The organism is Streptomyces sp. LARHCF249, from assembly GCF_052871255.1.
In genome coordinates, this window is record NZ_JBIXJQ010000004.1 from 50450 (window position 1) to 64141 (window position 13692).

Annotated in this window: 12 protein-coding genes; 6 read left to right on the forward strand and 6 right to left on the reverse strand. The window is 72.3% G+C overall.

The features are described from left to right. Positions 1-88 precede the first annotated feature (88 nt). The 3 genes from ACIPUC_RS11995 to ACIPUC_RS12005 are packed head-to-tail and all read left to right on the forward strand — an operon-like array spanning position 89 to position 1739. Positions 89-517, forward strand: a complete 429-nt coding sequence (locus tag ACIPUC_RS11995; protein WP_446589011.1) for a hypothetical protein — start codon at positions 89-91, stop codon at positions 515-517. Further along, a complete protein-coding gene (locus ACIPUC_RS12000; RefSeq protein WP_446589012.1) occupies positions 511-771 on the forward strand; it encodes a helix-turn-helix transcriptional regulator in 261 nt (86 codons plus the stop codon). The genes ACIPUC_RS11995 and ACIPUC_RS12000 overlap by 7 nt, the downstream gene beginning before the upstream one ends. Then, positions 768-1739: an NAD(P)-dependent alcohol dehydrogenase gene (locus ACIPUC_RS12005; RefSeq protein ID WP_446589013.1), complete on the forward strand. Its 972-nt coding sequence runs from the start codon at positions 768-770 to the stop codon at positions 1737-1739. The genes ACIPUC_RS12000 and ACIPUC_RS12005 overlap by 4 nt, the downstream gene beginning before the upstream one ends. On the opposite strand, the gene ACIPUC_RS12010 is transcribed toward ACIPUC_RS12005, so the two are convergent. From ACIPUC_RS12010 to ACIPUC_RS12030, 5 genes are all read right to left on the reverse strand, one after another. Beyond that, positions 1729-3051 carry an LCP family protein gene (locus ACIPUC_RS12010; protein ID WP_446589014.1) on the reverse strand — a complete coding sequence of 441 codons (1323 nt, stop codon included), beginning with the start codon at positions 3049-3051 and terminating at the stop codon, positions 1729-1731. The genes ACIPUC_RS12005 and ACIPUC_RS12010 overlap by 11 nt on opposite strands. A gap of 110 nt (positions 3052-3161) precedes the next feature. Further along, positions 3162-4568 carry a hypothetical protein gene (locus ACIPUC_RS12015; RefSeq protein WP_446589015.1) on the reverse strand — a complete coding sequence of 469 codons (1407 nt, stop codon included), beginning with the start codon at positions 4566-4568 and terminating at the stop codon, positions 3162-3164. Positions 4569-4727: 159 nt separating this feature from the next. Next, entirely contained in the window at positions 4728-5519 is a 792-nt protein-coding gene (locus ACIPUC_RS12020) for a DUF2785 domain-containing protein (RefSeq protein ID WP_446589016.1), read from the reverse strand. 82 nt (positions 5520-5601) lie between these two features. Beyond that, positions 5602-6795 carry a Shedu anti-phage system protein SduA domain-containing protein gene (locus ACIPUC_RS12025; RefSeq protein ID WP_446589017.1) on the reverse strand — a complete coding sequence of 398 codons (1194 nt, stop codon included), beginning with the start codon at positions 6793-6795 and terminating at the stop codon, positions 5602-5604. 49 nt (positions 6796-6844) lie between these two features. Further along, entirely contained in the window at positions 6845-7267 is a 423-nt protein-coding gene (locus ACIPUC_RS12030; protein ID WP_446589018.1) for a YjbQ family protein, read from the reverse strand. Between the two features lie 167 nt (positions 7268-7434). On the opposite strand from ACIPUC_RS12030, the gene ACIPUC_RS12035 reads away from it, so the two are divergent. From ACIPUC_RS12035 to ACIPUC_RS12045, 3 genes are all read left to right on the forward strand, one after another. After that, positions 7435-8736, forward strand: a complete 1302-nt coding sequence (locus tag ACIPUC_RS12035) for an MFS transporter (protein WP_446589695.1) — start codon at positions 7435-7437, stop codon at positions 8734-8736. Continuing rightward, complete coding sequence (locus ACIPUC_RS12040; protein ID WP_446589019.1) at positions 8733-9977, forward strand: anhydro-N-acetylmuramic acid kinase; 1245 nt, start codon at positions 8733-8735, stop codon at positions 9975-9977. The genes ACIPUC_RS12035 and ACIPUC_RS12040 overlap by 4 nt, the downstream gene beginning before the upstream one ends. Positions 9978-10059: 82 nt before the next feature. Beyond that, positions 10060-11208 carry a winged helix DNA-binding domain-containing protein gene (locus ACIPUC_RS12045; protein WP_446589020.1) on the forward strand — a complete coding sequence of 383 codons (1149 nt, stop codon included), beginning with the start codon at positions 10060-10062 and terminating at the stop codon, positions 11206-11208. A 55-nt stretch (positions 11209-11263) separates the two neighbouring features. On the opposite strand, the gene ACIPUC_RS12050 is transcribed toward ACIPUC_RS12045, so the two are convergent. Continuing rightward, positions 11264-13657, reverse strand: coding sequence for an ATP-binding cassette domain-containing protein (locus tag ACIPUC_RS12050; protein ID WP_446589021.1), 2394 nt, complete (start codon positions 13655-13657; stop codon positions 11264-11266). Positions 13658-13692: the final 35 nt, after the last annotated feature.

The following is a 13692-nucleotide window of genomic DNA, read 5'->3' on the forward strand; positions in this document are numbered from 1 at the left end:
CGGCGAAGTAAAGAATGCTTGACATGTTGTCGCGGTTGTTTGACACTCCGGATGTCGGGTTTTCTTGACATGGGGAGTGGGAGCGGACGTGGCAGTGGAGGAGAAGCGTGCCTGGAGCATGCTCGTGATCGCGGTCGGGTCGTACGCCGCGTACCTGTGGGTGGTGTTGGGGCGCCCGGCGGCGGTGCCGCTGACCCGGGCGCCTTACGTGGAAGCCCTGTTGTGGGCGGTGGGCCTGTCGATCGCCGTGTCGATCGCGGCACACATCGTGATCGCCGCGTTCTCGCCGCGCGAGGCGAACATCAAGGACCAGCGGGACCGCGAGATCCACCGCTTCGGTGAGTACGTCGGGCAGTCGCTGGTCGTGATCGGCGCGGTGGCCGGCCTGGTCCTGGCCATGGCCGGGGCCGCTCCGTTCTGGATCGCCAACGCCATCTACCTGGCGTTCGTCCTGTCCTCGGTGCTCGGCTCGGCGGTCAAGGTGATCTCCTACCGGTTCGGATTCCACCCGTGGTGAAGGCGACGCGGGTCACCAACACCATCCGGGCCCAGCGCTTCGCCCACGGCGAGATGACCCAGGCCGAGCTCGCCCGCCGCATCGGCGTGAGCCGGCAGACCGTCATCGCCATCGAACAGGGCCGCTACTCGCCGTCCCTGGAGATGGCCTTCCAGATCGCCCAGGTGTTCGGCGTCCCCCTGGACAGCGTCTTCCAGTATTCCGCCCATCCGGGCAGCTCGGACAACACCGGTACAGAGGGAGGCAGTTCATGAGAGCCATCGTCCAGGACGTCTACGGACCACCCGAGGTCCTCCACCTCGACGAGATAGCCCAGCCCGTGCCCGGCCGCGGCGAGGTGCTCCTGCGCGTGCAGGCGGCCGGTGTCGACATGGGCGTCTGGCACCTGACGGCGGGCATGCCCATGGCGATCCGCGTGGCGGGCTTCGGCCTGCGGGCACCCAAGCAGCGGGTCCCCGGCATGGACGTCGCGGGCCGCGTGGAAGCCGTCGGCCCGGACGTCACCCGCCTGCGGCCCGGCGACGAGGTGTACGGCACCTGCACCGGCTCCTTCGCGGAGTACGCGTGCGCCAAGGAGGACGAGCTGGCTCCCCGCCCCGGCCGGCTGACGCCCGAACAGGCGGCCGTCGTCACGATCTCCGGGTCCACCGCCCTCCAGGCCCTGCACGCGGGCCGGCTCCAGCCCGGCGGGCGGGTCCTGGTGATCGGCGCCTCGGGCGGGGTGGGGACCTACGCCGTCCAACTGGCCAAGGCCCAGGGGGCCGCTCACGTCACCGGGGTCTGCAGCGCCTCCAAGGCGGACCTGGTCCGCGACCTCGGTGCCGACGAGGTCCTCGACTACGCCCGCGAGGATCCCACGGACGGCGGCCGGCGCTACGACCTCGTCCTCGACATCGCGGGCAACCATCCCCTGAGCCGGCTCCGCCGGGTGCTCACCCCCGGCGGAACCCTGGTCATGGTCGGCGGCGAGACCGACGGCCGCTGGCTCGGCGGCTACCACCGCGCGCTGGGGGCCCTGCTGCTGTCTCCCTTCATCCGCCAACGGGTGCGCGTACTGGCCTCCACCCCGAAGCCCGAGGACCTGCGCGCCCTCGGGGAGCTCATCGAGTCCGGCGCGCTCACCCCGGCCATCGACCGTACGTATCCCCTGGCCGAAGTCCCCGAGGCGGTACGCCGCTTGAAGTCGGGTCAGGTACGGGGAAAGATCGCGGTCAGCGTGTGAGGGGCGTGGCGGATGCGCCGGCGCAGCGGAGGCGGTCGGCGGTGACGGGGGCGCCGTCGACGACGTTGCGGTCGTAGGTGACCGTCTTGACCTGGACGGGCCGGGTGCCGACGGCGACGTCGAAGACCTTGTCCTCCTTCGGTCCGGGCCGCAGCAGGGCGCCGGGCAGGGCGGCCGCGAGGGTCGCGGCGTCCTCGTCCCGTCCGGCCGGATAGGTGATGACCGGCGGACCGTCGGGACGCGTCGACGGTGCGGACTGGCTGCTGGTGGCGGCGAAGCCCGTCGCGCGGAGGGCCGCGGCCACGGTTTCGTCGTCCACGCGGACCGCGATGGCCGCGGGGTTGCTCGCGACCGGGGTCTGCGGGACGGGCTGGATGCGGGTGTCGCCGGTGATGGGGCGGTCGGCGCCGAGGGCGTCCCACAGCGCCGCGGACCGGGGCTCGTCCCACAGCAGTGTGGAGCCCACCCCGGGCACCCGGTGGTCGAAGAGCCGGATCGGAACGGTCGCGAACTCGGTGCGGTCCGGGCGCAGCCGGCCGAGCGCCCAGCCGATCCGGACCAGGTCGACCAGACCGGTGCGTTCGTCGGCCCGTACGGACTTCAGCAGGGCCCGGGCGGTGCGCGCGGTGTTCACCGGACCGTCCAGGGCGCCCTCGGCCGTGAGGCGGGCCAGCAGGTCGTTGACCACGCGCTGCTGGCGGCGGACGCGGCCGAGGTCCCCGGGCCGCTGGTTGACGTGGCGGGCCCGGACGTAGCGCAGCGTGCCGTTGCCGTCGGTGTGGTGGACGCCCGCGGCGACGTCGAGGCCGGAGTTCTCGTCCTTGAGGGGCTGGTCCGTGCAGACGGTGGCGCCGCCGAGGTTGTTGACCGCCTGTTCGAAGCCGGTGAAGCCGGTCTCCAGGTAGTGGTCGATGTGCAGGCCGGTCACGTTCTCGACGGTGCGCACCGTCAGGGGGCCGCCGCCGATCGCGTACGCGCCGTTGATCTTGCCCCAGCGGGCGGGGGCCGTGTCGCCGGCGGCGCCGGCGTACGGGACGTAGGAGTCGCGCGGGATGGACACGACGCTCGCGCGGCGCTGGTCCTCCGACAGGTGCACGAGCATCATCACGTCGGTGCAGTTGCACCCCTTGCCGCCGACGTGCAGCCGGCGTTTCTCGGCGGCGGAGAGGCCGGCGCGGCTGTCGATGCCGACGACGAGGATGTTCGTACCCCGGCCGGGCCCCTCCTGGTCGGCCGAGACGGCCTGTGGACCCAGGAAGGAGCCGGCGCCGAGGGTGGCGAGCAGGGTGAGGGCAACAGTGAGACGACGCACCGTACATCTCCAAAATCGTCCGATTCTGCAATGAAACGGACAGTAGTGCGTCGCTGTGCGCGCGACCGGGCTACGCGCCGGGCAAGCCGCCCCATTGGTGCAGCCGGCCGCTACTGCCCGGCGCGACCGCTCGCGAGCGGCCACTCGCGGTTGAGGGTGCCCAGCGGGATGCGGTGCTGGATGACGGGGGTGCCGAACAGGGACAGCTCGAAGTGGAGTTGTCCGCTCAGGTCGAAGCCGCCGTACAGCGCCCAGGAGCCGCTCACCGCGTTCTTCCCGTCGGTGGACGCGGTCGCCTTGGCGTCGGCCTCGCCGCGCAGGTACGGGGCGAAGTCGGCGCTGACGCCCACGGCCCCGTACAGGCCGACGGAAGCCTCGGCGCCGAGCGCGCCCTTGACGCGTCCGGCTGCGGTCACGGCGGCCTTCACCGGGGAGCTCTGCACGGCCGATGTGCTGACCGGGGTCCAGCCCTGGCCCGACGCGTAGCTGCCGCCGACACGGAAGTCGCCCTTGACCTCCTGCTGGACCTCGAGGGTGACGCGGCCGTCCGCCTCCACCTGGACGTAGCAGGTCAGGTCGAGGTTGACGACGACCGGCACCGGGCCCACCTGGATGACGGGGGTGCTGTGCAGCCTGGCGAACGGGATCCGCTTGGGCGCGTCGCCGGTGCTCGCGGCGGCGCGGCCCTTGAGGGCCCACTGCGAGGACCACTCACCGCTCATGCCGAGGAAGGCGGACTTCGGTCCGAAACCGCCCGAGCTGCCGTCGTACGAGAACTCCACCTGGGGGGAGAGCTGGACGAACCCGGACACCGAGGCGCCGGCCGAGGCGGGGGCGTCCTTGGCGGTGTCCACGGCGGCGTTCACGTCGAGCCGCAGGCTGCCGAGGGGCAGCGTCGCGCCCTGGGGCCCGAACCGTACGCCCTGGCTCTTCGCCCAGGAGAGGGTGACGCCCTTCATCAGCGGTTCGACGGTGACCGAGGCGGGATCGACCGGGACCTTCCCGTCGGCCTTGTCGTCGTCGAGCACGGAGGCCAGGGTCGTGGCGGCGGTCTTCACCTCGGTGCCGCGGTCGGTCTTCCCGACGACCTCGGTGACCTTCGCGAGCAGGCCGTTGGGGGCGCCGGGCGCCGGTGCGCTGGCGATGACGTCGCCCGCCGCCACCGGCTTGTCGGGTGCGGGGGAGTGGCTGGGCGAGGCGCTCCGCTTCGGGGCGGGGTCGGGGGCCGGAGCGGATATGACGGCCCGTCCGCTCGCCTTGTCGTACGAGGCCACCTGCAGCGAGGACTTCTCGGGCCGGCCCTTGCCGCCGCCGGCGCGGGCCACGGCCGTCGGCGCGGCCGATCCCTGCGGTGCGGCGGCCACGTCGAGCTGCCGCGTGCCGTCGGCCGCGGACGCGGTGCCGGCGGCCGCTCCCGGCGCGGCCGCGCCGGTGTGGGCCGGCGAGGAGCAGCCGGTGGTGGCGAGCGCGAGGGCGGTCAGGCCGGGGAGCAGGAGGCGTCTGGCGAGCGTGCGCACGTGGGTGGGACCTTCGTGTGGGGGAGGAGGGAGCCGTTACCCGCAAGTAACGTGAAGGTCGATCATGCCACGGGCACACAGCGGCAGTCATCTTCGGATCCGGCCAACTGGCCCGGGCTGGAAGATGGTTGAGGCTTCACTCATAGCCGCTCGCCGCCATCACCGCTCGACGATCCGATCGAGGGCCTCGCCGAGGCGAACCTTGACGGCCTCGTGGTGGTGCAGGGCTACCGGTGCCGCCCCGGGGCTCGTCCGCACGCCCCGGTCGGCAAAGACGTAGAGCATGCGCAGCGTGCGCAGGCAGTTGCCGAGGGCTGCGGGAACCGGGACCGCGGTGCGATCGGCGGCGAAGCGGGCGGCGACCGGGTCCAGCCACGCGGTGGCGTCGCGCTCGCTCACGTCGGACCGGGTGAGGACACGGGCGACCGCCTTCGCCAGTCGGTCGTCCTCCAGCTGCCCCCATACGTGAACGGTGGGCGCCGTCAGCCGCGCGGCGGCGAGGTCCAGCATCCGCGCCGGAGCCACCTCGGGGTGACAGCCGAAGCTGCCCAGCAGGTCGGCGCCGTGCGCGACCGCGTGGAGCCAGCCGAGCTCCGCGTCGTAGCCCCGCAGGTCCTCCTCCTCCGGGTACCACCGCTCGAACGCGCTCACCCAGTCGGCCCTGAAGTCCCCCTTGCACACGAGCATGTCGAGCACGAGAGGGGCGAAGGTGCGGGCCTGGATCTCCCGGTCGAGGAAGCGGGCGGCCATCTCGTCCCCCAGCGCCAGCCGCCGGGGCGCGTCGATCACCCCGCCGGCTATCCAGGTCGAGAGGACCGAGTAGGCCGCTCCGTCCCGGATGAGCGGATCGGGATCCGCCAAGGCGTGAGAGAGCCCCCGTACCAGTTCTTCCACGGGGTGGTCCTCGGGTACGGCGCAGCCGGCCGCTTCGATGCTGTTCCAGTCGATCATGGCGGGCAGGATAGACGCCCGCCACCGTGCCGCGCCCCGCATTAACGCCGACCCCCGCGGCGCTGCCGCCTCGGGGCTCCGGCTACATCACTTCACCTGACGCGAGGGCTCTTTCCGCACTGTCGATGAGCTCCTTGTAGGTGAGGATCTCGATCCGGTTCAGGTGCGAGGTGTGAATGCGCAGAGTCTCGTTGATGTCCCGTTCGTCGACTTCTGGCTGGCTCAGCGGATGCCCGATGAGGACGATCGCGCCGGCGCGGCGGGTGTCGATGCCGAACTCCACGGATATCCGTTCTCGATTCTCGTCCAAGCCGACCAGGTAGTTGATGGCTTGACCCACGGCGTCGTGCACCGCTCTCCTGGGCACCAAGGAGCCCCGGTGCTCCTTGACGAGCTTCACCGCCGCGGATTGTTTCAGCTCAACTATCTGAAGCGAGCCGTCGCCACGGATCAGCGGGATGTCAACCTCGTCCCCGGGTACCAGCCTCCGCTGCTGTGCCTCACCGATGAAGCGTCCGCCGAAGACCCAGTACATCCCCTTCAACGCCCGCTGCACAGCATGTTCGGAAGCGGTCGGGTCTTCGGCCACCCGGCGCAGCTCCCGGAGATGGGCAGCTCGACGCTGTAGTTCTGCTGCACGCAGGATCGTTCGTCCGTCTTCGTCCGCCGCAAGGACGGAGAGGGCCTCCGGAGACGCCATGATGCGGTGGGCAGCCTCCGCTGGATCCGTCACCTCGACTCGGTTCCTCAGCACGCGTTCCGTCCACAGCGCACGCTCGGCGATCCCGCGAGGGATGTGGTAACGCGCCGGGTCTTCCACGGGAGCCTGCATGAACCGGGCATCCCGGCCCAGCTTGCGCACGTGCTCCAGAACGTCCGCAACAACGGCTTCAGGATGCTCACTCAGATACTTCTCGGCTTCCCGGCACCAGAACTCGTTGGTCATGGCCACGGTCCTCGCGATGGAATCCAGCCCCAGCTTGTCCCGCGGGCCGGGATCCACATAGTGCAACCGGTACTTCTCCTCGTAATCGGGCCTGAGGAGCCGCCCTTCCGTGTAGTGGAGGGCGTCTTGCAGGGACCTTACGACCTCCCATTCCTCCGCTCTCGCCGCCGAGCTCCGCGCCCGGACGAGAAGTTCCGTCAGTTGCTTTCCTCCCCTGCGCTTTCCGCCGGTGCCGGACCGTACGTGACGCAGGGCGGCCGTGACCGCGCTCTTCACGGTCTCCGCCGTTGCGGCGGAGAGGATCTCGTCGAGGTGGAGCTCGAGGGCCATGTCGGATCGTGGGGACATGAACAGGATCCTGACTCATGGGTCTGACAGGTCACCCGAGGAACGACAACCGCACCTGTCGCTGGGGGTTGTCCCGGTTGGTGTCGACCAGGACCACCGACTGCCAGGTGCCCAGCGCGAGCGCGCCGCCGAGCACGGGCAGGGTCATGTGCGGTGGGACGAACGCGGGCAGCACGTGGTCGCGGCCGTGCCCGGGGGAGCCGTGGCGGTGCCGCCAGCGGTCGTCCGCGGGCAGCAGCGTGCGCAGGGCTTCCAGGAGGTCCTCGTCGCTGCCCGCGCCCGTCTCGATGACGGCCAGGCCCGCCGTCGCGTGCGGGGTGAACACGTTGAGCAGCCCGTCCCGGCCGCGGGCGGCAGTCCGCAGGAACTCCGCACACGCCGTGGTCAGGTCGTGGACGGTCTCCGAGCCGCCGGTGACGACGTCGATGGTCCGGCTGGTGAAGGTGTCTGCCATCCGCCCATCGTCCGCCGCACCGGGCTAGGCGTGCCGCAAGCGCGCCCGGCGTGCGGCCGAACCGCTGAAAACCGGCCGCGCCGCGCATCGCCGGGCGTCCGCCCGGGCAGCCAGCCACTGTGGCCCGCCCCGTTCCCCGCCCGCAGAGCCGGCCCGCGGCCTCCGCCGTGGTCCCCGTGCCCGTGCGTCCGCCGTCCGCTCGGCACGCTCTGGTCGCCGGGTCCGTCGGCAACTTCGCGGAGTGGTACGAGTTCGGCGTGTACGGCTCCTTCGCCACCGTCATCGCCGCCCGCTTCTTCACCCCCGACGGCGGCGACCGGGACCAGGCGCTCATCGCGACCTACGCCGCCTTCGCCATCGCCTTCTTCTTCCGCCCGCTGGGCGCCCTGCTCTTCGGGCGGCTCGCGGACCGGGCGGGCCGCCGGCCCGCGCTCGTCCTCGCCGTCTCCCTGATGACCGGCGCGACCGCCCTGATCGGCGTACTGCCCGCGTACTCCGCCGCCGGCGCCCTCGCACCCTGGCTGCTGACCCTGCTGCGCTGTGTCCAAGGCCTGTCCGCCGGGGGCGAGTTCGGCGGAGCGGTGAGCCTGCTGACCGAGACCGCACCACCCGGCCGGCGGGGCCGGTACGGGGCCTGGCAGTCGTTCACCGTCGCCCTCGGGCTCCTCACCGGCGCCGGCATCGCCGCCGGACTGGCGACCCTGCTCTCCGAGAGCGCCCTGTACGCGTGGGGCTGGCGCATCCCCTTCCTCCTCGCCCTGCCGCTGGGCGGCGCGGCGCTGTGGCTGCGACTGCGGCTGCCGGAGAGCACGGCGCCCACCGCCGGCGCGCCCGACATCACGGACACCGGGAACACGGCGGACGCCCCCGGCCGAGCCGGTACCGTGCGCGCCGTCGTCCTCGGGGTCGGGCGGATCATGGGCTGGTCCGCGGCCGGCTACACCTTCCTCGTCGTCCTGCCCTCCTACCTCCAGGCCATGCTCGGCACCACCTTCCAGCAGGCCCTGGCCGCCACCTTCGTCGCCAACCTCGGATTCGCCGCCGCGATCCTGCCCGCCGGGGCACTCAGCGACCGGGTGGGCCGACGCGCCGTCATGCTCACCGGCAGCATCCTCGTCGTCCTGACCGCCGTACCGCTCCTGCACCTCCTGCGCGACCCCGGCACCTCCGGCACGGCGAAGGCGGCACTGCTGGCGGCGGCCGGCGCGGTGATCGGACTGCTGGCCGGGCCGGGCCCCGCCCTGCTCGCCGAGATGTTCCCGACCCGCGTGCGCAGCACCGGTCTGGGCCTGGCCTACGCGCTCTCCAACGCCGTCTTCTCCGGCTGCGCGGGCCTGATCGTCACCGCACTCGTACGGCACACCGGCAACCCGGACATCCCGGCCCTCTACGCGGCAGGCGCCTGCGCGCTGGCCGTACCCGCCCTGCTCACCCTGCGCCCCGACGACCACCTGAGGCCCCTGCGATGACCCCCCACGCCGGCCCGCCCGCGCCGGGCGCGACACGGACCACCGTCATCGGCCTGATGTCGGGCACCTCCTGCGACGCCGTCGACGCCGCGGCCGCCCGCATCACACGGGACGGCCACGAGCTGCGCCTCACCCCGCTCGGCATGGTCAGCGAACCGTACGACGACGAGCTGCGCCACCTGCTCGCCGCAGCGCTCCCGCCCGGCCGCACCGATCTCGCCGACGTGTGCCGCCTCGACACCCGCATCGGGCAGTCCTTCGCCCGTCTCGCCGTCCGGGCCGACCGCGAACTCTGCGCGGGCCGGGCCGAACTGATCGCCTCCCACGGCCAGACCGTCTTCCACTGGGCCGACGGCGGCGTCGTGCACGGCACCCTGCAACTCGGCGAACCGGCGTGGATCGCGGAGGCGACCGGACTCCCCGTCGTCTCCGGCTTCCGGACCCGCGACGTCGCCGCAGGCGGACAGGGCGCACCCCTGGTCGGCCTGATCGACCGCATGCTGCTGCGCGGCCGCCCGGGCGTACCGGCCGCGCTGAACGTCGGCGGCATCGCCAACGCCACCGTGCTCGCCCCGGACGGCACCCCGGCGGCCTTCGACTCCGGGCCGGGCAACGCGCTGCTCGACGCCGCCGCCCGCCACCTCACCGCCGGGCGCCTCGACCGCGACACCGACGGCCGCCTGGCGGCCCGCGGCACCGTCCACGGGCCGCTGCTCGACCGGCTGCTCGCCGAGCCGTACTACGTGCTGCCCGCGCCCAAGACCACCGGCCGGGAGCTGTTCCACGCCGGCTACCTGCGGACGGCCCTGGACGCGGTAGGCCCGCTCTCCGACCCCGATGTCCTCGCCACGCTCACCCGGCTCACCGCCCGCACGGTCGCCGACGCGCTCCGCCCGTTCGGCGTCACGGAGGTGCTGGCCTCCGGCGGCGGCACCCGCAACCCCGTCCTGATGGCCGAACTGCGGCAGCAACTCGGCGCCGCGGTACGGCTGCGCACCTCCGACGCGCTCGGGCTGCCCAGCGCCGCCAAGGAGGCGTACGCCTTCGCCGTGCTCGGCTACCTCACCCTGCACGGGCTGCCCGGCACCCTGCCGGAGTGCACGGGCGCGGAGGGCCCCCGGGTCCTCGGCAGCCTCACCCCGGGCCGTACGCCGCTCCGTCTGCCCACGCCCCTGACGCAGGCGCCCCGCACCCTGAGGGTCACACCGGCGCCCCCCGCGCCACCGGCGCCCTGGCCGTGACCATCAGACCAGGCCCATGCCGCCCGCACCGAAACCATCCGACAGGGCTGGTGCCTCACCCGAACGGGGAGAGAATGTCCGCATGGAGATCACCGCCCAGGCGCTCAACCGCGCAACGCTCGCCCGGCAGTTGCTGCTCCGCCGCGAGCCGCTCGACGCCGCGGACGCGGTGCGCAGGGTGGTCGCCCTGCAGGCACAGGAGCCGGCCTCGCCGTACATCGCGTTGTGGAACAGGCTGAGCGGCTTCGATCCGGCGGACCTCGACGCGGCCCTGGCGGGTGGGCGAACGGTCAAGTCGACCCTGATGCGGCTCACCCTGCACGCGGTCCACGCCGAGGACTACCGGCACTTCCGTGAGGCCATGGAACCGACCCTGCGCGGCTCCCGGCTCGGCGACTCCCGTTTCACGGCGTCCGGGATCAGCGCCGACGACGCCGTGGTGCTGGCCGGTGAGCTGCTGGGGTACGCGGACGGGCCGCGCACCGGCGCCGAGTTGGGGAGCTGGCTCGGGGAGCGACTCGGCACACCGATGGAGCCGGCGGCCCAGCGGATGCTGCGGCAGTACGCGCCGCTGTGGCACGCGCCCACGGGCGGACCCTGGTCGTTCGAGACCCGGCCCTCGTACGTCGCGGCGGGCGTGCGGCCGGTGCTGGCGGATGCCGACGCCGCCGCTGCCGGCCTGCAGATCCTGATCCGCCGCTACCTGGAGGGCTTCGGGCCCGCGTCGGTGGCGGACATGGCGCAGTTCGCGCTGGTCCAGCGGACCCGGGTCCGCGCGGCGGTGCACGCGCTGGGCGACGGGCTCGACCAGCTGGAAGGCCCGGACGGCACGGTGCTGTACGACCTCCCCGGCGCGCCGAGACCGGCCGGGGACACGCCCGCCCCACCCAGGCTGATGGCGATGTGGGACAGCGTCCTGCTGGCCTACGCCGACCGCAGCCGCGTCATCCCACCCGCCTACCGCAAGCACGTGACCCGCGTGAACGGCGACGTCCTGCCCACCCTCCTGGTCGACGGCCACGTCGCCGGCGTCTGGCGCCCCGTCGGCGGCGGAATCGAGGCCGCCGCCTTCCACCCCCTGCCGGACGACACCTGGGAGGGGCTGGCCGCGGAGGCCGGATCGCTCGTCGCGTTCCTCTCGCCCCGCGACCCCCGCGCCTATCGGCGCTACGACCACTGGTGGGCCAAGGGCCTCCCGGCCGCGGAGACCCGGCTGCTCGGCGGCAACTGACCGCCGAGCAGCCGCGCGGCGCACCGGGCGGGGCCGGGACCGCGAGGCGGGCCGGTCAGGCGCCGACGTAGGCCGCCAGGTGCTCGCCGGTGAGGGTGGGGCGGGTGGCGACGAGGTCGGCGGGGGTGCCCTCGAACACGACCAGGCCGCCGTCGTGCCCGGCACCCGGGCCGAGGTCGATGATCCAGTCGGCGTGCGCCATGACCGCCTGGTGGTGCTCGATGACGATGACCGACTTGCCGGAGTCGACGAGCCGGTCCAACAGGCCGAGCAGGTGTTCGACGTCGGCGAGGTGGAGGCCGGTGGTCGGCTCGTCGAGGACGTAGACACCGCCCTTCTCCGACATGTGGGTGGCCAGCTTGAGCCGCTGCCGCTCGCCGCCGGACAGCGTGGTCAGCGGCTGGCCCAGGCTGAGGTAGCCGAGGCCGACGTCGGCGAGCCGGTCGAGGATCTTGTGCGCTGCCGGGGTGGCCGCCTCGCCGGAACCGAAGAACTCCTCGGCCTCGGTCACCGACATGGCGAGCACCTCGCTGATGTCGCGGCCGCCGAGGTGGTACTCCAGTACCGATGCCTGGAACCGCTTCCCCTCGCAGTCCTCGCAGGTGGTGGCGACGCCGGCCATCATCGCCAGGTCGGTGTAGATCACACCGGCGCCGTTGCACGTGGGGCAGGCGCCCTCGGAGTTGGCGCTGAACAGCGCCGGCTTCACCCCGTTGGCCTTGGCGAACGCCTTGCGGATCGGGTCGAGCAGTCCGGTGTAGGTCGCCGGGTTGCTCCGCCGCGAGCCGCGGATGGGGCTCTGGTCGACGGACACGACCTCCGAGCCGGCCGGGATCGAGCCGTGCACCAGCGAACTCTTGCCGGAGCCGGCGACGCCGGTGATGACGCACAGCACGCCCAGCGGGATGTCGACGTCGACCTTGCGCAGGTTGTTCGCCGTCGCTCCGCGGATCTCCAGCGCGCCGGTGGGCGTGCGCACCGTCTCCTTGAGGCGGGCCCGGTCGTCGAGGTGGCGGCCGGTGACCGTGTCGCTGGCGCGCAGGCCCTCGACGGTGCCCTCGAAGCACACCGTGCCGCCCGCTTGACCTGCGCCGGGGCCGAGGTCGACGACGTGGTCGGCGATCGCGATCGCCTCCGGCTTGTGCTCCACGACCAGCACGGTGTTGCCCTTGTCGCGCAGCCGCAGCAGCAGCTCGTTCATCCGCTGGATGTCGTGGGGGTGCAGCCCGATCGTCGGCTCGTCGAAGACGTACGTGACGTCGGTGAGGGAGGAACCGAGGTGGCGGATCATCTTGACGCGCTGCGCCTCGCCGCCGGACAGCGTGCCCGCCGCCCGGTTGAGCGAGAGGTAGCCCAGCCCGATGTCCACGAACGATTCGAGCGTCTGCCGCAGCGCCGTGAGCAGCGGCGCCACCGAGGGCTCGTCGAGGCCGCGGACCCATTCGGCCAGGTCGCGGATCTCCATCGCGCAGGCGTCGGCGATGCTGATCCGCTTGATCTTCGACGATCTGGCCCCTTCGCTGAGCCGCGTCCCGTCGCAGTCCGGGCAGGTGGTGAAGGTGACCGCCCGCTCCACGAAGGCGCGGATGTGCGGCTGCATCCCCTCCTTGTCCTTGGACAGGAAAGACTTCTGGATCTTGGGGATCAGGCCCTCGTAGGTGAGGTTGACGCCGTTCACCTTCACCTTGGTCGGCTCGCGGTAGAGGAAGTCGTGCATCTCCTTCTTCGTGAACCTGCGGATCGGCTTGTTCGGATCGAGGAAGCCCGACCCGGCGTAGATGCCGACGGTCCACACGTTGTCCGACTTCCAGCCGGGGATGGTGAACGCGCCCTCCGCGATCGACTTGGTGTCGTCGTACAGCTCGGTGAGGTCGATGTCGGAGACCGTGCCCCGGCCCTCGCAGTGCGTGCACATCCCGCCGGTGCGGGTGAACGTCGCCTTCTCCGCCTTGGTCTTGTCGCCGCGCTCGACGGTGATAGCGCCGCTCGCCCGGACCGTGGCGGTGTTGAAGGAGTACGCACTGGGCGGCCCGATGTGCGGCTTGCCGAGCCGGCTGAAGAGGATGCGCAGCATCGCGTTCACGTCGGTGGCGGTGCCGACCGTGGAGCGGGGGTCGGCGCCCATCCGCTGCTGGTCCACCGAGATCGCGGTGGTCAGCCCTTCGAGTACGTCGACGTCAGGGCGCGCCAGCGTCGGCATGAAGCCCTGGAGGAAGGCGCTGTACGTCTCGTTGATCATCCGCTGCGACTCGGCGGCGATCGTGTCGAACACCAGCGAGCTCTTGCCCGAGCCGGAGACGCCCGTGAAGACCGTCAGCCGGCGCTTGGGGATCTCGATGCTGACGTCCTTGAGGTTGTTCTCGCGCGCTCCGTGCACGCGGATCAGATCGTGGCTGTCGGCATCGTGCGGCGCAGGCGACTGCGTGTCCGTCCTCGCGACCTTGCTCATCGTGTCTCCATCTGTCGGGCGGGGGCCGCTCCCGC